The organism is Fusobacteriaceae bacterium (assembly GCA_031272775.1).
Lineage (GTDB): Bacteria > Fusobacteriota > Fusobacteriia > Fusobacteriales > Fusobacteriaceae > JAISST01.
Map to the genome: position 1 here is coordinate 19,067 of JAISTB010000035.1, position 24,625 is coordinate 43,691.

Genomic DNA, 24,625 nt, shown 5'->3' on the forward strand with positions numbered 1-24,625 from the left:
TGTTGATATTTTAACATGATTTCACGCTGATGTCAACACAAAACCCGAGTTAGACAATACGGATATCCCCCTCACTCCTCCATATAAAACCTCGTTCCCTGTGACTTCAGCACTCCGTCCCGCTTGAGATGGCTGATCTCCCGCATCATGGCGCTTCGGTCCACGCAGAGGTATTCGGAGAGGGAAATCAGCGACATGGGGATCGTAAAGGGATTGGCGCCGGCCGAATGTCGGATGTATTTGAGGTAGGCGAGGAGCTTTTTCCGGATCGTGTTCTGACTCATGATGCTGATGTGCAACGACAACAGCTGCACTTTTTTCGCGGTCATATGAAAGAGATTGTTGATGAGGCGCGTGTGGTGCTCGCAGATCTTGTTGCAGGGCGTGATGATGTGGTGGTAATCGATAAACATGACCTTGGCGTAGGACGTGGCCTCGATGATGTATTCAAAATTCTCCATGGGCACATGGAAGATTTCCCCGAAAACGTCGCGATTTTTGTAGGTTTCCAGTTCCTGGTACTCTCCGTCCTGGTTGATGGCGTACAAATGGGCCGTCCCCGAGAGCATGACGCCGATTTTATTTTTTTTGTCCGAATAACAGAGGATCGTCTCGTTGGCGTAGTAGGTCTTGAGCTCCGGCTTGAAACAATAAATCATTTCCTTGACCACGTCTTTGGGAATCCCGTCGTCGATAAAAAATTGCTGCATTTTTCTTTCCCCTCCTTGCGAAAATAAGGCTTAATTAGAATAATATCACGAAAATGTTGCAGATGCAACATTATTTTTTGTTCAAAAATGATATCATAATGGCACATAATGTTTCAAACAATCATTTTTTGATGGATAAGCAAACGAGATCAATTCAAAGGAGGTAATGTTATGTTGTTCAAAACATCGGAGAAACACGAAGAATTTCGAAAATTGATCCGGGATTTCGCCGAGACGGAGGTTAAACCCAACGCCTTTACCTGGGATCAGGAAAACGAGTTTCCTGAAGAGGCTGTCCGGAAGCTTGGTCAAATGGGCGTGTTGGGAACCCCCTTCCCCGTGGAGTACGGCGGAAAGGGCCTGGACATCTTGTCCTACGCCATTGCCGTGGAGGAACTCTCCCGGGTGGACGGCGGCACGGGCGTCATCCTGTCGGCCCATGTGTCTCTGGGTTCTTGGCCCATTTTCGCCTTCGGAACCGAGGAGCAGAAGCAGAAATACCTGGTTCCTCTGGCCAAAGGGGAAAAGATCGGCGCCTTCGGCCTGACGGAGCCAAACGCCGGATCAGACGCCGGCGGGACCGAGACGACGGCCGTCCTTGAAGGGGACTATTATCTTTTGAACGGCGGCAAGATCTTTATCACCAACGCGGGACCCGCCGACATTTACGTCGTATTCGCGGTCACGACCCCCGGCATCGGGACAAGGGGCATCAGCGCCTTCATTGTGGAAAAGGGCTGGGAAGGCTTCACATTCGGCGAGCACTACAACAAAATGGGGATCCGCTCTTCGGCCACGACGGAGCTCGTCTTTGACGACGTCAAGGTGCCGAAGGAAAACCTCCTTGGCAAGGAAGGCGAGGGCTTCAAGATCGCCATGGCTACCCTTGACGGCGGCCGGATCGGGATCGCGGCCCAGGCGCTGGGAATCGCCCAGGGGGCTTACGAAGAGGCTTTGGAATACGCCAAGGAAAGAAATCAATTCGGCTATCCGATCGCGGGACAGCAGGCCGTTTCCTTCAAATTGGCCGATATGGCCACAAAGCTCCGGGCCGCGCGCTTTTTGATCTACAGCGCCGCCGAGCTCAAGGAAACCCACGCGCCCTACGCCATGGAAGCGGCCATGGCCAAGATGTACGCGTCCGATATCGCGCTGGAAGTGACAAACGACGCTTTGCAGATCCACGGCGGCAACGGATTCATGAAGGGCATGCTTGTGGAACGGGCTTACCGCGACGCCAAGATCTGTACGATCTACGAAGGGACAAACGAGATCCAGCGGGTTGTCATCGCCGCCTCCCTCGTCGGGAAAATCAAGACCGCGGCTGCGGCCCCCGCCAAGGCCAAGGGCCCCATTACGGGCGTCCGGAAAAAGCAGATATTCGCCGAGGGAACGGCAGGGGAGCGGGTCGACGCCCTTGTGGCCGCCCTCAAGAAAGACGGTTACGACTTTACGGTGGGGATCGACATCAATACTCCCATTTCCCAGGCCGACCGGGTCGTATCGGCCGGAAAGGGCATAGGCCCCAAGGAAAACATGAAGCTGGTGGAGGATCTGGCCATCCAGGCCGGAGCTGCCCTGGGCTCCTCGAGACCTGTGGCCGAAACGCTGAAATATCTGCCTCTCAACCGCTATGTGGGCATGTCGGGACAAAAGTTTAACGGCAACCTCTATATCGCCTGCGGAATTTCCGGAGCGGGCCAGCATTTGAAGGGCATCAAGAACGCGACGACCATCGTGGCCATCAACAAAAGCAAGAACGCGCCGATCTTCAAAAACGCCGACTATGGCATTATCGGAACGTTGGAAGAAATCCTGCCCCTTTTGACCGCGGCTCTCGATACGGGCGCGCCCAAGACGGAAGCGCCGCCCGCCAAAAAGATGAAACGGCCGACGATCAAGAAGGAAAAATCCCGCTGGGAGACCTGGGTATGCGGCGGCTGCGGTTACGAATACAATCCGGAGCTCGGAGACCCCGAAGCGGATGTAGCCGCCGGAACAACCTTCGAAAAGCTGCCTGAGGACTGGATCTGCCCCGAATGCGGCGAGTCCAAAGACAGTTTTATCAAAGCCTGATATCAATCAATCCGCAGGGACGGATGTCCACATCCGCCCGAATCAAGATAAATCCCGCAGGGGCGGCATATTGCCGCCCGAGGAAACGAATATCAAACCCATAATGTTGTAAATAAGGAGAGTGATACAATGTATTGCGTAAGAAAAGTGACAGACGATTTGTTCTGGGTCGGAGCGAACGAAAACCGACTGGCGCTGTTTGAAAACATTCACCCCATCGAAAACGGCGTGTCCTACAATTCCTATCTGCTGCTGGACAAGAAGACCGTTCTCTTTGATACGGCCGACTGGGCCGTTTGCAGACAGTTTATCGAAAATATCGAATATGTATTGAACGGCAGACCCCTCGATTTTCTCGTGATCAATCACATGGAGCCCGACCACGGCGGATCCATCGAGGAAATCCTGCTGAGATATCCCGACGTGACGATTATCAGTACGGAAAAAGCCTTTATGATCATGCGCCAGTTCGGCTTCAAGATCGACGGTCACACGCTGAAGGAAGTCAAGGAAGGGGATACGGAGACCTTCGGAAAGCACACGGTGACCTTTATCGCGGCACCCATGGTGCACTGGCCTGAAGCCATGGTGACCTTTGACATCACAAACGGCGTGCTCTTCGCGGCTGACGCTTTCGGCTCCTTCGGAAAACTCTCGGGCCGTCTCTTCAACGACGAGGTCAATTTCGACCGCGACTGGATCGACGACGCCCGGCGCTATTATACGAATATCGTGGGCAAATACGGCCCCCACGTGCAACTCTTGCTGAAGAAGGCTTCGAGCATTTTGGGCAGCATCAAGATCATCTGCCCGCTGCACGGTCCCGTATGGCGCAGCGATTTCGGCTACATCCTCGACAAGTATATCAAGTGGAGCACCTACGAGCCAGAGGAAAAGGGAGTACTGATCATCTATGCCTCCATGTACGGAAATACAGAAGCCGTAGCCAACAATTTCGCGAGCCGCCTTGTGGAAAAGGGCGTGACGAACATCAAAATGTACGACGTGTCCAAGACTCACGTGTCCTTCCTGATCGCGGATACCTTCAAGTACAGCCATGTGGTATTGGCCTGCGTGACTTACAACCTGGGCGTTTATCCGGTAATGCACAATTACCTTGAGGACATGAAAGCCCTCAACGTGCAGAAAAGGACCTTCGCCGTTATCGAAAACGGGTCCTGGGCGCCCAAGTCCGGCTCCCTGATCCGCCAGTTCCTCGACGAGGAATTGAAGGAAATCACGGTTTTGAACGACGAGGTCAGCGTGCTTTCCTCGCTCAGCGAGACGAGCGCCAACGATCTCGAACAGCTGGCCGACGCCTTGGTTGAATCCGTCAAGGAGTAAAGAAAAAGCAAATCCATCTCAAAAAGCGGGGCGAACGCGGATTCGCCCCGCTTTTTTCCATAATTCCATGAGCCGATGGAATCGGTTTGTTTTTGATCATTTCAAAGACTTCAGAATATCCGTGCTCGAATGATTTCATCCAGCGTCATTATGGATTCCTCATAAGAAACGGGCCTATAGAGCAGATGAATCAATTTTTGCTTGTAATCCGCTTCAAAGGTGCGTTTCCGGATTTGATAATCGCAAATCGCGAAAATCTTGTCGATCAGCGTCCGTTCAAGGCTTTGCACGGAAACCGGAAAGCGCGTCAGTCCGTAGTGCGCTATGGCTTCGTGCAAATTCATAAATTACCTCACTTTCAATCAGCTTCATCCCGACGGATTTCGGATAGTATTCTATATATTGCTGAATATCTCCACGCTTCAGGTTTATCTTTCTGACGTAGCGCAAAAATTCTTTCTGCTTTAATTCCTTACTTTCAAGATTGTTGACGAGTTCCAGAAAACGAAGAATCTGATAGTTTTCGCTTGTGATCTTTGCCCTGGCTCTTCTGACGATAACCTTCTGATAATCTACCAGCACCCGGGACAATCTTGAATTTACGTTGTTCGAAACGATTTCCAGCGTATTGGGGACCTGCGTCGTCAATCCAGCCGCATTGAGCAGGGTAAATCCTGAATAATAACCATAAATCTCCGCTCCGTTCGTTATGTATTTTTTCTCTATTACGTCCCGCGGACCGATCATAGACAGCCCGTATCGCAGCATTGTCGGCAGATAATATACGCCGGGGGAGTATCTGATCAGTTCTCTTTTTCGGATAGCCTCGTCAATAAACTGCGAAATTCGTGGCCGGGAGTAATTTCCGCAGACCGCTTTGATCTCGTCAATCAGGATCGGCGTATTTTCGCCGTATTTTTCTTTTAAAACCTGAACGAATTCCATAAAAATCTCCCTCTCTGTGCTTTGTCAACAATATTATAATCTTTTTAACATTATATGTCAAGAAGATTATAATTTTCAACAAAGAAAAAAGGCCTAACTGGGAGTGTCAGGCCTATATGGGTCTGTTCACATGTGTGAACCATGGGTACTAGAAACAAACTGTCATTGTTCCACGTGAATATCATACCAAATATTTACTTGAATTGCAAATTTATTTTATCAATAGTTACCATATACCAGATATATCGTTCCTATTTGAGCGCCCCGGTAGCCTTGTGGGCGTCAATCAGCTGCTGCACGTTGTCTTTGGTGATCAGCGGGCAGTCGATATCGGTATTGACGAGGCCCGTAACTTTTCCCGTGAGGATCTGGTCCGCCAGTTCCATGCTCTTCCGGGCCAGTTCGTAGGCGTTCTGGAACGAGGTGGACGTCAGGCGTCCTTCCTGGATCAGGAGGGCCGCTTCGGCCGTGCCGTCTACGCCGTAGGCGAGAAGATCTTTGTACTTGGGGTTGTCTTTTACGACTTCAAGAGCGCCCGCGGCCATGTTGTCGTTGGTGGAAATCACGGCGTCGATCTTGTCGTTGGCCTGCACCCAGTCTTCCATGTAGCGCATGGCTTCATCCTTGTTCCAGTTGGCGATCTGTTCGCCGACAATCTTGACATCGGGTCTCTTGTCAAAAAACTCTTTCTGCCAGGATTTGCGGCGTTCGGTGGCGTGAAGATTTCCCGCGGGTCCGTTGATGACAACGACTTTGGCGTCTTTCGGCACCTGGGTCAGCGCCAGTCTCGCGTTGACGGCGGCCTGTTCATAGGGATCGGCGTCCACGCTGTTGGTGATGGGTTCCAGTCCGGGTACGCGGGGATTCGTAATGATAATGGGGATTTTGGCGTCCACAACCATTTTGATGTAAGGCGTCTGGGCTTCGCCGTCATTGGGCTGCAGAATGATCAGGTCATATTTGTTGCTGATGCAGTTTTCAATGAAGCCGCTGATCTTGTCGTTGTCCGCCTGCCCGTCCATTACGGAAACCGTGAGGTAGGGATATTTGGCGGCCTCATCTTTGATGGAATTGGCAAGCCAGGCCGCGAAGGAATCCCCCTGGGCCCGGGCGATGTAGGCGACTCTTTTCTTGGCCTGTCCGCTGGCGAGGGTTACGAAGCAAACGAGGATCGACAGTGCTGCTAAAAACAGGATTTTTTTCATGATACCTTTCATAGAATAGATTACCTCCTTTTATTTGGTTTATGACTTGACGGGCCTCCGATAACCGCGGAGACCGCTTTTGCCCTTGAGATAAGCCTATCTGGGCCGGGACCGCTTGTTTTTCGCGTAGATGTCCATGATGACCGCAAGAGCGATGATGCCGCCCTTGATGATCTGCTGCAGATAGGAATTGACTTCCAAAAGATTCATGATATTGTTGATGATGCCGACGATAAAGGCCCCCGCGAGGGTCCCCATGGCGGTTCCGATGCCGCCTGAAAAACTGGTGCCGCCGATGATGGCCGCCGTCAGGGCCTCAAATTCATAGCCCCCCGCGGCGTTGGGAAGCCCCGCGTTTACCCGGGACATGAAGATGATCCCCGCGAGCCCCACGAGGAAGCCGTTGATCACATAGCAGACGAACTTGGTCCGGGGCACCATGATCCCTGAGGCGTTGGCGGCCTCTTCATTGCCGCCGATGGCGTAGAGAGACCTGCCGAAGCGGGTATTGTTCAGGATATACCAGGTCAGGACCAGCATCAGAAGCATGATGATGACCGGGATCGGGATGAAGCCGAGATAGCCCTGCCCGAAGACCACGTAATTACCGATTTGGTAGATATTCTGCCCCTTCGTGTACAGAAGTACGGACCCTCTGGCGACCGCCGTCACGGCCAGGGTCGCGATAAAAGGCGGCGTCTTGTAGATACTCACGAGAGCGCCGCTGATGGCGTTCATGACGACGCCTGTGGCGAGCGCCACCGAGAGCGCCAGGGGCATATTTCCCGTGGCCTTCCATACGGCAATGGAAAAAACCCCCGCCAGGGCGAGAACGGCCCCGGAAGCGAGGTCGATGAGCCCCGCGATGATCAACATGGTCTCGCCGAAGGCCAGGATGGCCACGACGGAATTCTGCCTCAGGATATTGGTCAGATTCATTACCGAAAGGAAGTTCCGGTTGAGAAAGGAACTGACGACGAAAACCGTCACAAGTATCGCGAATATACTGTATTTGCTTAAGATCGCCCCGAGTTTTGACCCGGAAGCCTTTGCGTCCTTTGCCATAGCGCTTTATTCCTCCAAGCGGCGGATACTCCGCCTGATTTTTGCCGCGTCAGTCTCCCGCGTTTTGCATGCTGCCAGTGGCGTATTGCATGATGAGCTCCTGGGAGAATTGCTCCCGGGGGATTTCCGCGACGATCCTGCCCCGGGACATGATGTAGATCCGGTCGCACATGCCCAAAAGCTCCGGCAGTTCCGAAGAGATCATTACGATGCCTTTTTCCCCGTCTTTGACGATATCGGACATCAGCTTGTAGATTTCATATTTGGCCCCGACGTCGATGCCCCTGGTCGGCTCGTCAAAGAAAAAGAACGTGGGATCCCGGATAAGCCATTTGGCAAGCGCTACTTTTTGCTGATTGCCGCCGGAAAGGTTCGCGACCGGGGTCTCCAGAGAGGGCGTTTTGAGCCGCAAATTTCGAATCTGCTCCTCCGCTTCCCCGATTTCCTTTTTTTTGTGCAGGCGTCCGCCGTAAATATAGCGGGCGAGGTTGGGCAGGGACATATTTTCCCGGACGTCCCGGATCAATACGAGTCCGTAGCGTCTCCTGTCCTCGGAGATATAGGCGATCCCGTTTTTGACGCTGTCCGAAACGCAGGTGACGGCGATACTTTTGCCGTCGACGCTGACCTCCCCGGCGTCAAAGGGATCGAGGCCGCAGACGGCCCGGGCCACTTCCGTGCGACCGGCGCCGACCAGTCCCGCGAAGCCCACGATTTCCCCCGAACGGACTGTAAAATTGATGTTTTGGAAGAGACTCCCCCGGGAAAAGTCTTTGACCGAGAGCGTCCTTTCCCCTTTTTTCGCTTCCTGCTTCGGATAGTCGTTGGTGAGTTCCCGCCCCACCATGAGGGCGATGACCTTATCGATCGAAAGATTCTTCGCGTAGTCTGTGCCCACGACTTTTCCGTCCCGGAATACCGTGATCCGGTCCGCGATCCGGAACAGTTCCTCCATTTTGTGGGAAATGTAGATGATACTTTTCCCCCGGTTTCGAAGCTCGATGACTTTGCGCAGGAGGTTGTCGGTCTCTTTTTTTTCGATGGAGGACGTCGGTTCATCCATAATGATGACCTGGGATTCCTTGTGGATGGCCTTGACGATCTCCAGCATCTGGATCTCCGCGATCGTGAGATTCTTGAGCTTCGTGTGGACGCCCTCCGTCATCCGGGGATTGTCCAGCAGGCCTTCGCTTTTGAGGAGTTTTTCCGTTTCTTCTTCGATATAGTTCCAGTCGATCCGGCCGAAGCGTTTCACGGGCCAGTCGCCCATAAAGAGGCTTTCGGCCACGGTCATTTCCGGCACATAGGCGCATTCCTGGAAAATCATGGCGATGCCGTGCTTTCGCGCGTCCACGGGATTTTCGATGGAGACGGGCTTCCCTTCGATGAGGAGCTCTCCCTCGTCGGCCCGGTAGATGCCGTTGATGATCTTCATCAGCGTGGATTTTCCGGCCCCGTTTTCGCCGCAGAGGGCGTGGACCTCGCCTTTGTTCGCATAAAAACTGACCTTGTCAAGGGCTTTGACCCCCGGAAAGGTCTTGGTGATATTGCGTAATTCGAGATATTTTTCCATAATTTTGCTCTCCGCTGACCGGATGGCGCCGGGAATGGACTCTGCGGACGGTCCGCCCTCGCGGGCGATTTCGCTGCTGTCGTTACTATATTTACCACAGAAATGTCAATCTGTCAAGGGCATAGACAAAGTTTTGGACAAAGTTTTTTCAAAAAAAGATTCCCCTTTTGCCCGGCGCGTGCTATAATGCATAGGAAAGCACATAAAACCCAAGCGCCGGAGGAAAACCATGCTCAAAGGAAAAACGGTCCTGCTGGGGCTGACCGGCGGCATCGCGGCCTACAAAATCGCGAGCCTCGCCAGCGCCCTTGTAAAGCTAAACGCCGCCGTCAACGTGATCATGACGGAAAACGCGACAAAATTCATCGCGCCGCTGACATTTGAAACCCTTACCAACCGCCGCTGTGTGACCGATACGTTCAACCGGGAGTTCTCCTTTGACGTGGAGCACATTTCCCTCGCCAAAGCGGCCGACATTTTGGTCATCGCCCCCGCCAGCGCCAATACCATCGGGAAACTGGCCTGGGGCATGGCCGACAACATGCTGACGACAACGGCCCTTGCCTGTACCTGTCCGGTCCTCGTGGTCCCCGCCATGAACAGCCGCATGTACCTGAACCCGGTCGTTGCCGAAAACATGGAGCGCCTGAAAAAGCTCGGCATGGAATTGATCGAGCCCGCCAGCGGCAGACTTGCCTGCGGCGACGTGGGGATCGGGAAAATGCCCGAGCCCGAGACGATTCTCGCCCATATCCTGCGGTTGATCGCCCGGGAAAAGGACCTCAAAGGAAAGAAAATCCTCGTGACCGCCGGACCGACCCGGGAAGCCATTGACCCGGTCCGCTATATCACCAACCACAGCACGGGGAAAATGGGCTACGCCCTGGCTCTCGCCGCCGTCAGGCGCGGCGCGGAAGTCACCCTCGTAAGCGGTGAGACGGCCCTAGCCCCGCCGCCCTTTGTGGAGACCGTGACCGTCCGCTCGGCGGAGGACATGTTTGCCGCCGTGACCGCCAGGGCAGGCGACGCCCATATCGTCATCAAGGCTGCCGCCGTGGCCGATTACCGGCCCGAAACCGAAGCGCCCGAAAAAATCAAAAAAAGCGGAGACGGCATAACGCTCTCCCTTGTCCGGACAAAGGACATTCTGGGCTGGCTCGGCCAACACAAAAAGCCCGGACAATACCTCTGCGGTTTCGCCATGGAGACCGAGAACCTCCTCGAAAACGCCCGGGCCAAATTGACCCGGAAGAATCTCGACCTCATTGTGGCCAATTCCCTGCGGGAAGAGGGCGCGGGCTTCGGCGGCGACACAAATATCGTGACGCTGGTCGCGGCGGAGGGCTCTCGGAAACTCCCGCTTCTCTCCAAGGAAGCCGTGGCCGACGGCATTCTCGACGCGATTTTGTACGGCCTTGAAGGGAAAAAGTAACATTTTCCGAACATAATGCCCGTCAACGGAAAAAATCGGGACCCTGCCCAAAAATATTTTTCTTAGCTGATTTTCGGCGGAATTGTCTGTCTTTCCGTACGAAAATCGGGATATCGAACAAAATATACAAAAAACCGGAGAAAAATCCAACGCTTTTCCGGTTTTTATTTTGGCGTCGGATTTGACTTTTTATTTTGGTACAGTTATACTGATTTTATGGATGAATTTTCCCGGAAAGGGGAACAAAAATCAAGAAGGAGGGGTTGTATTGAAAAAGTTGGAGATCATAATCCGGCCCGAAAAGCTGGATACGCTCAAGGATATCCTGACCGAGAACCACATCACGGGTATGATGATCACGAACATCATGGGCTTCGGCAACCAGATGGGGCATACGCAGCAGTACAGGAGCGTCAAGTATTCCGTCAATCTGGTCCTGAAACTCCGGGTGGAGACCGTCGTCCGGGATGAGGCCGTGGCGGGGCTCGTGGCCGCCGTGACGTCAAAGCTCGCGACCGGGCGCGTGGGGGACGGCAAGATCTTTATCTCGCCGGTGGAAAACGCGGTCCGAATCCGAACGGGGGAATCGGGGGAAAAGGCATTATAATCTTATGACTCGAGGGGGCGTTAAAAAATGGAAATGAAGTTGATCAACATCGTCTGGGTGTTCCTGGCGGCGGTGCTGGTAATGTTTATGCAGGCCGGTTTTGCCATATTGGAAGCGGGGCTTACCCGGCAAAAGAACACGAACAATGTGCTGATGAAAAATATCCTGGACTTTTGTATCGGGTCCATCGTATACCTCGTTCTGGGCTTCGGATTCATGTTCGGGACTTCGGTCGGGGGCCTCATCGGCGGCAGCGGTTTTCTGAATCCGACGGCCATGGCCCTTCCGCAGTTTGAGGCCCTGTCGCCATCGGTCTTTATCTTTTTCCAGACCGTCTTTTGCGGGACCGCGGCGACCATCGTCTCCGGGGCCATGGCGGAACGGACGCGCTTTGTGAGCTATCTGATCTATACGTCGGTCATATCGCTGATCATCTACCCGACGTCGGGTCACTGGATCTGGGGCGGCGGCTGGCTGGCCAATATGGGTTTCGTGGATTTCGCGGGCTCCACGGCCGTGCATTCCGTGGGCGGATGGGCCGCGCTCATGGGCTCCATCATGCTGGGCCCCCGGATCGGCAAATACGACGAAAACGGCAAGTCCCGGGCCATTCCCGGGCACAATATTATGATGGCGACGCTGGGGGCCTTTATCCTCTGGTTCTGCTGGTTCGGCTTCAATCCCGGCTCCTCCCTTGAGGCCGCCGAGTATGTGGGGCACATCGCCATGACGACGAACCTCGCGGCCTGCGCGGGGGCTCTCGGGGCCATGTTCTTTACGTGGATCCGCTACGGCAAGCCCGATATCTCCATGACGCTGAACGGCATCCTGGCGGGCCTTGTGGCGATTACCGCGGGCTGTCACATTGTCTCTTTGTACGGCTCCATCGTGATCGGCCTCGTTTCCGGCATCCTCGTTGTCTGGGGCTGCGAGACTCTGGACCAGAAGATGCATGTCGACGATCCCGTGGGGGCCGTGGGCGTCCACTGTCTGAACGGCATGTGGGGGACCATTGCCGTGGGCCTCTTTGCAACGGCGACGCCGGCCTCTCCCGAAGGGCCGCTGGGCCTCTTCTACGGCGGCGGCTTCAGCCTGCTGTGGATCCAGATCGTAGGGGTTGTGGCCGTAGGGATTTGGGTTGCCGCCACAAGTCTCGCGATGTTTAAGACCATCAAATCCACGATCGGGCTTCGCGTATCGCCCTCCGAGGAGATCGAAGGCCTCGATTTGGGCGAACACGGTTCGGAAGCTTATCCCGATTTTATCAAGCAGAGTTACGACTAAATACCGGCTTGATCGCAAAAAAAAGACGCCTCAGGGCGTCTTTTTCATAATGTCTTTCATGCTTTCACTTTAATCATCGTTTTATCTTTGCCGCTGATTCCGGGCTTGGTCATTTCATAAGGATTCAGAATGATTTCGAGATCCGTGGGCGCAAGCAGGCCCTTTCTCTGTACGATTTCCTTGACGGGTACGCTGGTCCGGAGCGATTCCTTGGCGATCTCGGCGGCGTTCCGGTAGCCGATATAGGGGTTTAGCGCCGTGATGATGCCTACGGAGCGGTCGACCCAGTACTGGCAGTTCTCGCGGTTGGCCCGGATGTCCTTGAGACAGTTCTTCACAAAGGTGTTGACGGCGTTTTTGAGGATCTTTATGGTCTGGAACATATTGAAGAACAGGACCGGCTCAAAGACGTTCAGCTCCAGCTGTCCGGCTTCGGCGGCTTTGGCGATCGTGATGTCGTTGCCGAAAATCTGGAAGCAGACCTGGTTGACGACTTCGGGGATGACCGGGTTCACCTTTCCGGGCATAATGGAGGAGCCCGGCTGCTGCTGCGGCAGGATCAGCTCCCCGATGCCGGCCTTGGGTCCCGAGGCCATGAGCCTGATATCGTTGGCGGTCTTGGAGAGGTTGACGGCGCAGGTCTTGAGGGCCGCCGAGAGCCAGGCGAAGCTGTCGAGGTTCCGGGTGCCGTCGATGAGGTCCGTAGCCCTGCGGAATGGGAAACCCGAGAGTTCCGCGAGGATACGGACGACATTTTCCGCGTATTTTTCGTCGGCGTTAAGCCCCGTTCCCACGGCCGTTGCGCCCATATTGATATAGGTCAGCTCCTCCGTCGCGAGACGGATCCGCCGGATATCCCGCTCCACGGGCTCCGCGAAGGCGCGAAATTCCTGCCCCAGCCGGATCGGGACGGCGTCCTGGAGGTGGGTGCGGCCCATTTTCAAGACGTCGTCAAATTCGTTGCCTTTGGCCCGGAGCGTGTCGACGAGGGTCTGCAGGGATTCAAGCAGGCGCTTGATCTTGATCTGCACCGAGAGCTTTCCGGCCGTGGGTACGACGTCGTTTGTGGACTGGCTGCAATTGACGTGATCGTTGGGGTTCACCCGGTCGTAGACGCCGAGACCGCCGCCCAGGAGTTCGTTGGCGCGGTTGGCGATGACTTCGTTGACGTTCATGTTGACGGAGGTGCCCGCTCCGCCCTGGATCACGTCGGTAATGAACTGATCCCGGAATTTTCCGGCCATGATCTCATCGACGGCGGCGCAGATGGCGTCCCTGACGTCGAGGTTGATCATTCCGGCCTCGTAATTTGCCATGGCCGCGGCTTTCTTCACGGTCGCCATGGCCTTGATAAAGGTCTTGCCCCATTTATAGCCGGTGATATGGAAATTTCGCGAGCCCCTGAGCGCCTGTATGCCGTAGTATGCGTTGGCGGGGACTTTCATTTCCCCGATGGAATCGGATTCCAAGCGATAACGTTTCATGTATCCTCCCGGTCGAAGCGTGATTTTCTGTTCTGCCTGTATTATCCCATGAATTTTCTTCGGGGGCAACAAAAAACACGCCTCTCAAGTTTCATATTATATACAATTCGGAAGATTTTCATATATTTGATATATGATTTCGGGACATTTTCCCGTTTTTGAGCGGAAAATTTTGATTTTGGGGTGGAAATGAAAATAAAATGGTCATTTTTGTCCGTCGCTTGTTGGCGCTAAACGCCAACTTCAAACAAAAAAAATTTTCAAAAAATCAAAAAACTCCTTGCTTTTATCTAAGAAATATGCTATAAAATGAGTAGGAACATTTTTTGTTCTGAAATTACTACTTCTAAACGATGGTATACTAGATAAGCAGGGAATGAAGCCGTTTTAACAGGTCAAAAAACAAGCGAAAAAGCATCAAAATGTCTTGCAGAAATGTGACAAAAGTTTTTTGGACAGCTTGTTCTACGCGGATCATTCAAAAACCGTACACAGTTGACGCCAAGCGGAGTAAGCTTGTAGGATTTCGGTCAAGTCGGGGAGAGCGGTAGGAAAGTATTGTAAGTCATGTAGTTGTATGACGGACCGGAATGTATTGAGCGCTTTGCGTCGGAAACACGCCTATTCGGTAATCACTGCCAAGAGGGGGGCAAGGGATTATGAAAGACAAAAGAAAATGTGTGAAAACGGAATAATGGACGCGTAACGCAGCAACCAAAAGCCATGAATTCGAAAATAAGTTAAATTTAAACATAATCGGACCAGCCAACCGATGAGAATAAACCGGGACCAGCCATCCCGGTTTTTCTTTGGCTGGATTTTCAACATTTTATTTACTTTTTTGATAAATGTGGTAAAATAGAGTCAAGAGAAAACGTACGTCACAAATTGATTCCGAAAAGGTGGTCAAGATGAATTTTTTCAAAAATATCGGTCCGAGACGGATCATTCAGATCCTATCCGCCCTTGTGGCGCTCTATGCCCTTGTCCGGATCATTCTGCAGGCGGCCTCGGGCAAGGCCGGCGAGCAGGCCGGAAACGGCGTCGACGCCGACAGACTCTTCGGGCGAAAACCCGCGGCCCATCCGGAAAAACCGAGATCCCAGGCCCCGAGAGCCCCCAGGGAAGCGTTAGCCGCAAAAGTCAAGGAAATTCCCGAACAAAAACCGGAAGTAAAGCCCGAGGCGCAAGCGGAGCCGATACCCGAGGTCAAGGCGGAACCGGCGCCCGAAGTCAAGGCTGAAGAGAAGCCGGAGGCCGCGCCCGAAGTCAAAGCGGAAATCCCGACGATAGCGCCTGAAGTCAAGGCTGAAGCGGAAGCGGCGGCAGCGCCGGAAGCGGTTCCCGAGGTCAAGGCGGAAGAGCCCCCGGAGACAGAACCCGAAATCAAGATCGAAGAAAAGATCGAAGAAAAGATCGAAGAAAAAACCGAAGAGATTTCGGCCGCCGAAGAAGAGACGGTCCCCGAGATCAAGATCGAAGAGCGGGCGGAAGAGCAGGAAGTCGTGTTTGAGGAAAAGCGGGAGGAACCCGCGGCTCCGGCCGCGAAGGCCGCTGAGCCGGTCGCTGCCATCGCGCAAAAGCCCGCGCCCCTTGCCATAGAGGAAAAGACCACGACCCTGGCCCTCGAGGAAAAAAAGCCGCAGGCGCCCGGCCCCTTCGAGGGGACGGCCCCCGGCGTCATCGTCAACGGCAAAAAGCAGGGCTATTTCAAGCTCTATTTTGAGGACGACCCAAGCGAAGTCAAGGCCGAGGGCTTTTTTGAGGACGATATGCGCCAGGGGCTCTGGCGGCAGTACAACCCCGACGGTTCGCTCTATATCGAGTGTACTTACGACAAAAACGTCGTGCAGGGGGACTTCCGGGTCTACTACAAGAACGGCAGCGTCCGTGAGGAAGGCCCCGTGGCCGACAATCTCAAAGTCGGGCATTGGCGGCGCTATTATCTGAACGGCGGCCTGCGCTATGAGGAAAATTATCAAAACGGCTTCCTGACCGGAGAATGGCGCGGCTTTTACGAAGACGGGGCCGTCATGGTCGAGGGCCTCTACGAGCACAACCGCAAGACGGGGCTCTGGCGCGGCCACTACAGCAACGGCCAGCTCATGTACGAGCAATACTATGAAAATGGCGTCAAATCAGGCGGAGGCACTTATTTTATCCACGAGATCGAAACGACCATCAAGGAAGTCCTCAATTACCAGCACGGCAAGCGCAGCGGCGGCGTGATCTTCTTCAACCAGAACGCGGCCGACGGCGGTTTTGCCCGCTCGGCGGTCTCCTTTACGGGAGAGCGCAAATACCGCTACTTTGAGGAAATTCTCAAGAATAACGCCATGGAGGTCGCGCCTCAGGTCGAGACCTATTCCTATACCAACGGCATGCTGGGCGAAAAGGGAACGATCATCGCCGCCGACGGCCTCAAGGAAAATTTCAGCTATGAAAATGGCGTCGTCAGCGGACCCGCCGTGGTCTGGCTCGCCGACGGGGAAAAGGAGACCCTGCGCTACGAAAAGGGCCTCAAGGAAGGAGAGGCGGTCTTTTACGGAAAAGACGGGCAGGAGATGCATTTCCGCTACCAGAAGGGCGTGAAATCGGGCCCGGCCTTGATCAAATTCCCCAACGGCGACATGCAGGAATTTACCTATGTGTCGGGGACCATTACGGGCCCCTCCAAGTATTCCTTCGTAAACGGGGACATGGAGACCTTTGCCTTTGAGAAGGGCAAGAAAGACGGCCCCAGCGAATATGTCTTCAAAAACGGGAACAAGCAGCTGGCCACGTACACGGCGGGCGTCAAGAACGGGCCCGGCGCGCTTTTGCTGACCAACGGCGAAAAGGAGGAATTCCGCTTCAAGGACGACGTCAAGAACGGCCCGGGGAAATATTACTGCGCCGACGGCAGCCGCGAGGAATTCCACTATGTGAACGGCGTCAAAAACGGCCCCGCGGTCTTTTATTTCGGCAAAGGGGGCCGTCAGGAATATACTTATGTGAACGGCGTCCGTCAAGGGAAGGCCGTCAATTACTACGACAACGGCGAGCGCATCCTGTTCCAGTACAAGGACGGCTTCGCGGGCCCCGACATCGTGCGGGAACTCCCGACGGGGGAAAAGATCAGCGGGACCTTGAAAAACGGGAAAATGGAAGGCCGCGCCCTCAAGGAAAACCCCGACGGCTCGGCCGAAGAGCTCTGGTATGAAAACGGGCAGGTCCTCAGTCGATGACCCGTATGCTCGAGACAAAATGCTCCGTCCCTTCGATGACCGCCACGAGGTAGTCGTTCTCCTTGCTGCGGCGAAGGGCCTCAATATTGCTTTCCACCGCCTTGCCGCCCAGGTCGAGGCGGACTTTTTTTGATTCTTTGAAGGCCGTGGCGAGGAAGCTGACTTTCTCCCGGTAAATGTTGTATTCCCGAAGGAAGGCCGGCAGAGTCGCGTAATAGGAAAAGATATCCCGGATCAGCTGGGATTCGTTGGTTTCTCCCGATTCCTGGAGCAATTCCCCGTAGTAGCGTTTGTTCTTGGCGTTCAGGGCAAATTGCAGATATTCTTTGTCGTCAAAGATCAGGTCGTCGTCATAATTGGAACGGAATTTGACCGAAAACTTGAAGAGGATTTCGTTGCACAGGCGCTCCTTGGAGATCGAGAAATGCACGCAATCCTTGTCCAACACCTCCGCGATAAAGGATGAAACCAAGGCTTTTATTCTCTCTTTCACTGTCCTTCCTCCCATTTCGCAAATTTACCACATTTTATCATATAATTTGACGCAATCCAATATATCAAATAATTTTAATAATCTATTCAAAAACACAACGAAAATCAGGATTTTGCTCTGTATTTTTGTCTAATGAGATCGGGGAGCTTGCGGAGCGGACCGAATTTTGTCGGAAAATGCAAAAAAACCTTGCTTTTTTTTTCGTTTTGGTGTATACTGAGACAAGTTTTCGTTTCAAACGAACCAAGGAGCAGCTATGAGACCAGCGACAATCCTTATCGGCATACTCGTCAGCATTCTACTGTTCATCTTTACGGGCGGTAAAATTTTATATGCCGGGATGTAGTCGAAAACGCCATTTTTCAAAAAAGCGAAAAAAGCGGCGGGGAAATTCAACAGAGCAAGCGTACAGCCCGGAAAATCGGGCTGTTTTTATTTCATGACAGGGAGGGGATACATGGTCCAACGGTAAAGACAGCTGTGGAATCTACGATATTTTTGCAGAAAACCGAACATTTTATGAGAAGGGGGTTCAAAGTGAATCAAAAAAGAGAAAGAAAAATCAACTTGAAGGCGCTGGCCCTGGTGCTGGCGGTCATGCTGGGCTTCGCGGCGTTTTTGGGGGCCGCCGACGCCAAGAATTTGAAAGAAGAGCTCGTCATCGCCATGCGGAGCGATCCCAAGACCATCGATCCGCAGCGGACCATTGACGTTGTGTCCAACAAGTCCATTCAGCTCATGTATGAATCGCTGCTGGAGCTGGACGCCGATCTGAAATTGAAGCCAAGTCTCGCCGAAAAGTGGGAGCGGATCGACGCCCTGAGCGCGGTATTTTACCTGAAAAAAGGCGTTAAATTCCACAACGGCGACGAAATGACGTCCGAAGACGTCGTCTTTTCCCTTGAGCGGGGAAAAGTTTCGCCCCAGTGCAAATTTGAGTTTGACTCCTTCGACAAGATCGAAGCCATCGACAAATATACGGTCAAGGTTACGACGAAGGAACCCTTCGGCGTACTCTTTGACAACGTGGCCTCGACCCACGGCGGCATCATCAACAAGCGCGCCTACCTCGAAAACGGCGAAGACACGATAACAAAGGCCGTAGGGACCGGTCCTTACAAATTGAAAGACTGGTTCGCGGGCGACCGGATCACCTTCGAGGCCTTTGACGGCTATTGGGGAGATCCCGTAAAGATCAAGAAAATCACGATCCGCACGATCCCCGAGCAGGCAAACCGGACCATTGCCCTGGAGACAGGAGAGGCCGACATGTCCTTTGACATCAGCCTGCAGGACAAGGACGCCATCCTCGCCAACAAAAAGCTTGTCCTCATGGAAGTGGAGTCCCCCTCCGAGTGGTATCTGGGCTTCGATCAGACCAATCCGCGCTATCAGAACAAGAAGCTGCGCCAGGCCATCGCCTGCGCCGTCGACAACAAAGTCTTTGTGGATACCGTATTCCGCGGCTCCGCCGTGGCGGCCACTTCGCCTCTGCCCAAGGCCTGTCCCGACCACATTGATGTCGACACTTGGGAATACAACCCCGAGCGGGCCAAGGAACTCCTGAAGGAAGCGGGCTATCCCAACGGTCTCGACATCGAGCTCTGGGTCAATGACGACCAGACGCGAATCGACATCTGCGTCATCATGCAGGACGCCCTGAAGGCCATCGGCATCAACGCCGAAATCAAGGTATTCGAGTGGGGCGCCTACATTTCCCGGACGGCCCAGCCCAACAAAGAGCTGTATTTCCTCTCATGGAATACGACCGGCGACGGCGACGCCCATATGTATCCGCTGTTCCATTCGAGCCAGCACGGCAGCTCCGGCAACCGCAGCTATTTCACAAACGCCGAGATTGACGCCCTGATCGAGAAGGGACGCCATTCCGTCAATCCCGAAGAGCGGACCGGGATTTATCACACGCTGCAGAAGATGCTGAACGAGGAATTGCCTCATTATACGGTGGTTTATCCCATGCTTTCGCTGGCCATGACCAACAAGGTCAAGGGCTTGATCTTCAAGAAGAACGGGTATGTGGACTTGCGGCATACTTATATCGAAAAGTAAACTATATCGAAAAGTAAACATGATTTCATAAGATTCCAAGTCAAAAGGGCGGTTTTGGACCGCCCTTTTGGATTTAGCGTTTTAATTCGCCGCCTTTTTTTATTTGCGCTCGCCCGCGAGTTGCGCCTCGATGGCGATTTTCATGGCTTCCAGCACGTGGGCCTGGGTCATGGCCGTCTCGGTTCGGTTTACGCAATCCCGGATAAACTGCCCGAAAAAGATAAAGCCGATTTTTCCGGTGACATTTTCCCTGTGCTCGCCTTCCCCGTCAACCCAGTAGACGTTGTCGCCCCGGGTATCCCGGGCCACGTCCACATATTTCCTGACCTCGATATATCCTTTTGTCCCCACGATAAAGACCCTGCCGTCGCCCCAGGCGGAAAGCCCCGGCGGCGTGAACCAGTCGACGCGAAACATGCAAGTCGCGCCGTTATCGGCAAGGAGCGTCCCTTCTCCGTAGTCGTAAAAATCGGGCTTATCGGGATTGGCGTAGTTCGCGACATAACTGTGGGCGACCGCGGCGGTCTTGGCCCCCGCGAAAGCGAGAAATTGTTCGATCTGATGGCTCCCGATATCGGTGATAATCCCGCCGTGTCGGGATTTTTCAAAGAACCAGGGAGGTCTTGTGGGCTTGTTGAGGCGGTGAGGGGCCAATACGGTCACATGCAAAACCCGTCCGATCACGCCTTTTTTGATCAGCTCTTCGGCAAATACCGCCCCTTCCACGTGTATCCTTTCTCCAAAGTATATCATATATTTGCGTCCGGTTTTTTCCGTCAATTCCCTGACGGCCTCAATTTCCTCAAGCGTGATCATGCCCGGCTTGTCGACAAAGTAATCCTTGCCCCGGGACATGACCCGAAGGCCCAGACCTGCCCTGAGATCAGGCCGGATGGCGCTTGCCACGAGACGGATTTCCGGATCGGCCAAGATGGCTTCTTCGCTTTCGGCGGCCCTTGCCTCGGGGTATTTTTCCAGAAATTCCGCGACTTTGACCGGATCGCTGTCCCAGACGGATTTGAGCGTTGCCCCCGCTTCCCGAAGACCGTTTGTCATGGCGTAGATATGGCCGTGGTCGAGGCCCGCGGCGGCGAAGACAAATTCGCCTGGTTTGACCACCTTTTCAGCCTTTCCCTGAAACACAGGGGCGTAATTCATGCCGTCCGCTTTTTGCATATATCCCTCCCGTAGGCTTCGTTTTCTTTCAGTTGGTACGATTTTACCTCAAAGCCGCTGAAAAGTCAAGGTGAGGGTTCTTTCTTTTACCGCAAAAAAAGGGCAAGTTGTGACTTGCCCTTTACGTGTTTACTTCCCTTCAACTCTGGCTTCCTGCGGCAGCATGGTCGTTCGCTTTTTAACGGGAGCAATGTAGGTGCTTATGTCTATATTTTCCATTTTTGCCATTTCTCTCGCATTACGTTTCTGGATCACTCTGTCGATTCTTGCGGCCTCTTTTTTGATTTCTTCGTGATCTTTGGGATCAACGAATTCGTTTAACAATTCTTCAAATGTATAGCCTTTATCGCCCATAGGAGCCTCCTTTTCTGTTCAAAAAATCTTTCATTTTGACTTTTGCGCTATCAATTTCTTTTTTTGGCGTTTTTCTGGTGGATTTAAAAAAATGGTGAAGCAGAATAAGCTGGCGATTCTCCCATAAGAAAAACAAAATTCTGAGATTTAGTGGCCGGAGTTCCCAAATCTTTTCATCGATATGCCTGATATAGGGCATACCTGCAGAAAACCCTCTTTTCAGCAACTCGGACAAGTAGGCGTAATACTTTTTCTTGAGGCGCCTTGAATTTTCGTCCTTTGCTGACTCTGCTTCCAAGTATTCAAGAAAATCTCTGATTTCTGATTTTCCACTGATGTTCTTGTAGAAATCGACAGTGTACATTTCTGTACCCACCTCCTTGAGTTTTCTATTATTATACAGCAAAAAAACCCCTTAGTCAACAGAAAAGGTTATTTTTGCATTGCCTTTTGCGTTGGCATTGAAGCAGCGCCCCGTTTCCAGCAAAAACTTACAATTTTCCCGACGAAAGAATAAACGTTTCCCTCTTTGTGACAAAAACGACTGAATTGTACCGGAAATATTTGCAGAAAATAGAACGAAAAGTCAAAAGCGGGAGGCACAAAAAATCAGCGCAATAAAGTGCGAAAATTTTTCGCGATTCCCAAACAAAAAGATTTCGGCCGTAAAAATTGCATAAACCTGAACATAAATTTCAAAAAATCCTCCGGATTGCGATTTGGCTCCCCCGTCAAGGGGATTTTGTTGTTGTTGTGTCAAAAGATGTCACTGCGTTCCAAAAACGCTTGTTATTGTTCCCGATTTGTTTTTGTTCCAAATCTGACATCATTAAAGGAACCCGACGCCGGCAAAGTTTCCGTGCCTCTGAACCGCGCCGAATCGCCGTGAAATCGTTTATTGCGGGCAAAAAGCGAAAAATTGCCCGCCGCTCTGTCACAGAGCACGCAAAATTTTGAAAAAAATCTTTTCTTTTTTTGTTATCTATTGTATAATATCATTGCTATCTTTTTACGTTTTCCAAAGTTCCGACCGAAACACAAAAAGGCCGGAAGCGCTTTCTTTCGGGAAAAATGCGGAAGGTGTTTTTGCGTATCGGAAAAAATCAGCGGGAAATTCGTGAAAAAAAGGCCATATCTTGCAATCTCGCAGGGAGTTCATTCCCGGGAACGGGGATGGTCTGTTTTGTGTTATTGTCTCTGTCCCCTGTGTTTTTGTTGTTGCGGGTCACGGGACGGACGAAATGCTCCGAGGCAGTAGTACTGTAGTGGAGGCGAAAGCCTTCGTGTAGGTTTTTGATAAACCTGGTCCCCCGGGCTGTCGGGGGGCCGGGATTTGCTTACAAAATCATTGACATAAAAATCTTATGGAGGGAAAGTATGAGAAAACTTTTACTGGCAACACTTGTATTGGGCGCGCTCCTTTGCTCCGGCAAGGCCCCGAAAGCGGCCGCGCCTGACCCGAGGGCGGAGGCTCAGGCCGAGGCCGCGGGGAAAAAGGTCATGGAGAAGAAGCGCGAATCCCTGCTGAGGGAGTATCTGGCGAAAAAGCGCACGGCCGGGGCGGCGGCCTCGGAGACTGTGGTTTCGGAAGAGGCGGCGGTCGAGCCCCTTGCGGCGGAAGCCGCCCCACAGGAGGCTACGGAAAAGGCCCCCGCGAAAAAGGCGGCCAAGGCCAAGCCCGCCACGAAAAAAGCCGTTGATACGGCAAAGGCCCAAAAGAAAGTCATGAAGCAAAAGCGCGAGGAGCTCTTCGAGTCCCTGGAGGAAAAAGTCTTCCGCGCGCCAAACAACAGCGCGGCAGAACTTGCCGCCGGAGAAAAGGCCTTCGAGACCGGCAAGAAGCGGATGTATTACCTCAACCGGGAGGAGGCCGAAATCAAGGAATATTCCCAGGACCTCAAGGGCGGTGAGGCCCCCGACAATTATCCGCTCTTGGGCGACCGCTTCGACGAGACCCGCGATGAATTCCTCACGAAAAAAGGGGAGATCGAGGCCTTAGACAAGGAATACGAGGTATTGCAGAAGTATCTGTCCAAGCTGGAGGCCATGGAAAAGAGGGCGGTGAAGAAGTAAGGGGGGGAACCCTTGCGCAGGGCTCGGGCCAACGCCCTGCGGGCGTGTTGCCCCCCGTCTGGCGGACGATACCGGCCTGCATATTCTTGTATCGGCGTGCACCTTGCCCGGTCCATGTACGGGCGTATAACATACGCCCCTCAAATATACAAAAAACTTTACATAGAAAAGAAAAAACAACAACACATCCCGGATGGCGATACGTAAGACGGAAAATTTTGGTAGATCCACGGAAATCCGTGACGTCATTAAAAATGGAGGACCAGAATATGGATACGAATTTGAAACGCAGGATCGAAAAGGTCTTGAAGCAGAACCTCAAGCGAAAGGTCGCGTTTTCGCTTGGCCTCGTGGTGTCATACCTGATATCGGGGAATCTGCTTTACGCGGGCGCCGAGGGGTTGAAGGCAAACCTTGAGGAGCTGAACGCGAATCTTGTCGTGCGTGAAGCCACGTTCGAGACGGATTTGCAGGCGGAAATCGCGCGAATCAAGGCCCTGATGGCGGAAAACCGCCAGAAGCGAGCCGAGATTTGGTTTGATTATCAGGAATTGATCCGGAAGGGGGATTTTTACTCGAAGCCGATTTACCCCTCGTCGCAGATTTTCTTCACCTACGGTTACGAGCACAGCGCCAGGAACAAGAATCGCACGACTTCCGAATGGCAGTCGACCATCGGGGATATTTCGGCGAAGCTTGCGGGGGTGGGGCTTCCCAAGGGGAAGAATCCTTATCACGCCGGGGAGCTGATTGCGTACGCCAACGGGTCCATGCAGGATGTCGGGAGTCAGGCCGCCCTTGCGTGGGTGTATGGGTATAATACGACCGGGACTGCGGGCGGGCAGTTGATGGCCGCTTATGACAAGAACGGGTATAATCCCAATATTACACCTGACAGCTTGAGCGGTACGGCAGCCGCCAAGTATATGCGGCCGACCTATGTGTACCTCGATACGGCCAAGACCCAGCCGTCGGTTTTGACGCCGCCCGCGGGGGCCGCCGTCGTCTATGATTCCGTGGGAAACGCCTATCTACAGTTTACGGACGGAAGCGGGGTACTCAGGACCGTTCAGCAGGGGACGAATATCGAGGTCGCGACGGATTCCGCCGGGAAGGTTATCGTGTCGAACTCGCTCCTTGATCCCAAGATCGGGGGGTCCAATCCTTCGACGTCGTTGATGGCTGAGGCCGAGGCGAAAAACGGGGATGTGGCGCTCGGGGAAGTTGTGGACGGGCGGGGGGTTTATATTGATGATCCGCCGCATGCGGAGGCGATTGATGTGGGGGCCAATATCAAGCCCTTGAGTCCGACGATTCCGGATGTGTCGAAAACGGTTACGGTGGATGTGAGTACGCCAGCCAGCATTACGTTGCCGGGGATGCCTTTTACGCCAACCCAGCCCGGATCCGTTACGCCGCCCAGCAGTCCGGCTGTTTCCGTTACGCCGCCTGACGCGGTGGGGGCAATTACGGTTTCGCCGCCCAGCGGGGTTACGCCGAATATCGG

The 24,625-nt window shown here is 53.3% G+C and carries 21 protein-coding genes; 10 read left to right on the forward strand and 11 right to left on the reverse strand.

Going from position 1 to position 24,625, the window contains the following annotated elements; translation table 11 throughout:
• Nucleotides 1-71: 71 nt before the first annotated feature.
• Nucleotides 72-710 carry a Crp/Fnr family transcriptional regulator gene (locus tag LBQ97_08390; GenBank protein ID MDR1832726.1) on the reverse strand — a complete coding sequence of 213 codons (639 nt, stop codon included), beginning with the start codon at nucleotides 708-710 and terminating at the stop codon, nucleotides 72-74.
• Nucleotides 711-881: 171 nt separating this feature from the next.
• Here LBQ97_08390 and LBQ97_08395 point away from each other — a divergent pair, with 171 nt between their 5' ends.
• Together LBQ97_08395 and LBQ97_08400 are read left to right on the forward strand one after the other, a co-directional pair.
• Entirely contained in the window at nucleotides 882-2,786 is a 1,905-nt protein-coding gene (locus tag LBQ97_08395) for an acyl-CoA dehydrogenase family protein (GenBank protein ID MDR1832727.1), read from the forward strand.
• A 129-nt stretch (nucleotides 2,787-2,915) separates the two neighbouring features.
• Entirely contained in the window at nucleotides 2,916-4,130 is a 1,215-nt protein-coding gene (locus LBQ97_08400; protein MDR1832728.1) for an FprA family A-type flavoprotein, read from the forward strand.
• 110 nt (nucleotides 4,131-4,240) lie between these two features.
• On the opposite strand, the gene LBQ97_08405 is transcribed toward LBQ97_08400, so the two are convergent.
• The 5 genes from LBQ97_08405 to LBQ97_08425 form a co-directional block, all read right to left on the reverse strand.
• Entirely contained in the window at nucleotides 4,241-4,474 is a 234-nt protein-coding gene (locus LBQ97_08405) for a hypothetical protein (GenBank protein ID MDR1832729.1), read from the reverse strand.
• Nucleotides 4,407-5,075, reverse strand: coding sequence for a hypothetical protein (locus tag LBQ97_08410; protein MDR1832730.1), 669 nt, complete (start codon nucleotides 5,073-5,075; stop codon nucleotides 4,407-4,409). The genes LBQ97_08405 and LBQ97_08410 overlap by 68 nt, the downstream gene beginning before the upstream one ends.
• 251 nt (nucleotides 5,076-5,326) lie before the next feature.
• On the reverse strand, nucleotides 5,327-6,292 hold the full coding sequence (locus LBQ97_08415; protein MDR1832731.1) for a sugar ABC transporter substrate-binding protein: 966 nt from the start codon (nucleotides 6,290-6,292) through the stop codon (nucleotides 5,327-5,329).
• A gap of 84 nt (nucleotides 6,293-6,376) precedes the next feature.
• Nucleotides 6,377-7,345 (reverse strand): ABC transporter permease, encoded by a 969-nt coding sequence (locus tag LBQ97_08420; GenBank protein ID MDR1832732.1) that lies wholly within the window; start codon nucleotides 7,343-7,345, stop codon nucleotides 6,377-6,379.
• 49 nt (nucleotides 7,346-7,394) lie between these two features.
• A complete protein-coding gene (locus tag LBQ97_08425; GenBank protein MDR1832733.1) occupies nucleotides 7,395-8,918 on the reverse strand; it encodes a sugar ABC transporter ATP-binding protein in 1,524 nt (507 codons plus the stop codon).
• 229 nt (nucleotides 8,919-9,147) lie between these two features.
• On the opposite strand from LBQ97_08425, the gene coaBC reads away from it, so the two are divergent.
• From coaBC to LBQ97_08440, 3 genes are all read left to right on the forward strand, one after another.
• Nucleotides 9,148-10,350: a bifunctional phosphopantothenoylcysteine decarboxylase/phosphopantothenate--cysteine ligase CoaBC gene (gene coaBC / locus LBQ97_08430; protein MDR1832734.1), complete on the forward strand. Its 1,203-nt coding sequence runs from the start codon at nucleotides 9,148-9,150 to the stop codon at nucleotides 10,348-10,350.
• A gap of 268 nt (nucleotides 10,351-10,618) precedes the next feature.
• On the forward strand, nucleotides 10,619-10,957 hold the full coding sequence (locus LBQ97_08435) for a P-II family nitrogen regulator (GenBank protein ID MDR1832735.1): 339 nt from the start codon (nucleotides 10,619-10,621) through the stop codon (nucleotides 10,955-10,957).
• Between the two features lie 27 nt (nucleotides 10,958-10,984).
• The gene (locus tag LBQ97_08440) at nucleotides 10,985-12,241 is read left to right on the forward strand and encodes an ammonium transporter (protein ID MDR1832736.1); all 1,257 of its coding nucleotides are present in this window, start codon (nucleotides 10,985-10,987) and stop codon (nucleotides 12,239-12,241) included.
• Nucleotides 12,242-12,297: 56 nt separating this feature from the next.
• On the opposite strand, the gene LBQ97_08445 is transcribed toward LBQ97_08440, so the two are convergent.
• On the reverse strand, nucleotides 12,298-13,725 hold the full coding sequence (locus LBQ97_08445) for an aspartate ammonia-lyase (GenBank protein ID MDR1832737.1): 1,428 nt from the start codon (nucleotides 13,723-13,725) through the stop codon (nucleotides 12,298-12,300).
• 911 nt (nucleotides 13,726-14,636) lie between these two features.
• Here LBQ97_08445 and LBQ97_08450 point away from each other — a divergent pair.
• On the forward strand, nucleotides 14,637-16,952 hold the full coding sequence (locus tag LBQ97_08450; protein ID MDR1832738.1) for a hypothetical protein: 2,316 nt from the start codon (nucleotides 14,637-14,639) through the stop codon (nucleotides 16,950-16,952).
• On the opposite strand, the gene LBQ97_08455 is transcribed toward LBQ97_08450, so the two are convergent.
• Nucleotides 16,942-17,445 (reverse strand): hypothetical protein, encoded by a 504-nt coding sequence (locus tag LBQ97_08455; GenBank protein MDR1832739.1) that lies wholly within the window; start codon nucleotides 17,443-17,445, stop codon nucleotides 16,942-16,944. The two genes, LBQ97_08450 and LBQ97_08455, sit on opposite strands and share 11 nt — an antisense overlap.
• 537 nt (nucleotides 17,446-17,982) lie before the next feature.
• Between LBQ97_08455 and LBQ97_08460 the strand changes: the two genes are divergently transcribed.
• On the forward strand, nucleotides 17,983-19,515 hold the full coding sequence (locus LBQ97_08460) for an ABC transporter substrate-binding protein (protein ID MDR1832740.1): 1,533 nt from the start codon (nucleotides 17,983-17,985) through the stop codon (nucleotides 19,513-19,515).
• Nucleotides 19,516-19,614: 99 nt separating this feature from the next.
• Here LBQ97_08460 and LBQ97_08465 read toward each other — a convergent pair whose 3' ends face one another.
• The 3 genes from LBQ97_08465 to LBQ97_08475 form a co-directional block, all read right to left on the reverse strand.
• On the reverse strand, nucleotides 19,615-20,691 hold the full coding sequence (locus LBQ97_08465) for a Gfo/Idh/MocA family oxidoreductase (GenBank protein ID MDR1832741.1): 1,077 nt from the start codon (nucleotides 20,689-20,691) through the stop codon (nucleotides 19,615-19,617).
• Between the two features lie 129 nt (nucleotides 20,692-20,820).
• Nucleotides 20,821-21,045, reverse strand: coding sequence for a hypothetical protein (locus tag LBQ97_08470; protein ID MDR1832742.1), 225 nt, complete (start codon nucleotides 21,043-21,045; stop codon nucleotides 20,821-20,823).
• Nucleotides 21,035-21,409, reverse strand: a complete 375-nt coding sequence (locus LBQ97_08475) for a type II toxin-antitoxin system RelE/ParE family toxin (protein MDR1832743.1) — start codon at nucleotides 21,407-21,409, stop codon at nucleotides 21,035-21,037. The genes LBQ97_08470 and LBQ97_08475 overlap by 11 nt, the downstream gene beginning before the upstream one ends.
• 308 nt (nucleotides 21,410-21,717) lie before the next feature.
• Between LBQ97_08475 and LBQ97_08480 the strand changes: the two genes are divergently transcribed.
• The 3 genes from LBQ97_08480 to LBQ97_08490 form a co-directional block, all read left to right on the forward strand.
• Complete coding sequence (locus LBQ97_08480) at nucleotides 21,718-22,002, forward strand: hypothetical protein (protein MDR1832744.1); 285 nt, start codon at nucleotides 21,718-21,720, stop codon at nucleotides 22,000-22,002.
• 420 nt (nucleotides 22,003-22,422) lie between these two features.
• A complete protein-coding gene (locus tag LBQ97_08485) occupies nucleotides 22,423-23,118 on the forward strand; it encodes a hypothetical protein (GenBank protein MDR1832745.1) in 696 nt (231 codons plus the stop codon).
• A gap of 269 nt (nucleotides 23,119-23,387) precedes the next feature.
• Nucleotides 23,388-24,625: hypothetical protein (locus tag LBQ97_08490; GenBank protein ID MDR1832746.1), on the forward strand; the 1,238-nt coding region annotated here is incomplete at its 3' end.

Coding starts and splice junctions, on each gene's coding strand:
- LBQ97_08475 (MDR1832743.1), bottom strand. CDS start 21,409: ATGTACACTGTCGATTTCTACAAGAACATCAGTGGAAAATCAGAAATC.
- LBQ97_08440 (MDR1832736.1), top strand. CDS start 10,985: ATGGAAATGAAGTTGATCAACATCGTCTGGGTGTTCCTGGCGGCGGTG.
- LBQ97_08485 (MDR1832745.1), top strand. CDS start 22,423: ATGAGAAAACTTTTACTGGCAACACTTGTATTGGGCGCGCTCCTTTGC.
- LBQ97_08390 (MDR1832726.1), bottom strand. CDS start 710: ATGCAGCAATTTTTTATCGACGACGGGATTCCCAAAGACGTGGTCAAG.
- LBQ97_08410 (MDR1832730.1), bottom strand. CDS start 5,075: ATGGAATTCGTTCAGGTTTTAAAAGAAAAATACGGCGAAAATACGCCG.
- LBQ97_08400 (MDR1832728.1), top strand. CDS start 2,916: ATGTATTGCGTAAGAAAAGTGACAGACGATTTGTTCTGGGTCGGAGCG.
- LBQ97_08445 (MDR1832737.1), bottom strand. CDS start 13,725: ATGAAACGTTATCGCTTGGAATCCGATTCCATCGGGGAAATGAAAGTC.
- LBQ97_08465 (MDR1832741.1), bottom strand. CDS start 20,691: ATGCAAAAAGCGGACGGCATGAATTACGCCCCTGTGTTTCAGGGAAAG.
- coaBC (MDR1832734.1), top strand. CDS start 9,148: ATGCTCAAAGGAAAAACGGTCCTGCTGGGGCTGACCGGCGGCATCGCG.
- LBQ97_08425 (MDR1832733.1), bottom strand. CDS start 8,918: ATGGAAAAATATCTCGAATTACGCAATATCACCAAGACCTTTCCGGGG.
- LBQ97_08420 (MDR1832732.1), bottom strand. CDS start 7,345: ATGGCAAAGGACGCAAAGGCTTCCGGGTCAAAACTCGGGGCGATCTTA.
- LBQ97_08470 (MDR1832742.1), bottom strand. CDS start 21,045: ATGGGCGATAAAGGCTATACATTTGAAGAATTGTTAAACGAATTCGTT.
- LBQ97_08450 (MDR1832738.1), top strand. CDS start 14,637: ATGAATTTTTTCAAAAATATCGGTCCGAGACGGATCATTCAGATCCTA.
- LBQ97_08395 (MDR1832727.1), top strand. CDS start 882: ATGTTGTTCAAAACATCGGAGAAACACGAAGAATTTCGAAAATTGATC.
- LBQ97_08405 (MDR1832729.1), bottom strand. CDS start 4,474: ATGAATTTGCACGAAGCCATAGCGCACTACGGACTGACGCGCTTTCCG.
- LBQ97_08415 (MDR1832731.1), bottom strand. CDS start 6,292: ATGAAAGGTATCATGAAAAAAATCCTGTTTTTAGCAGCACTGTCGATC.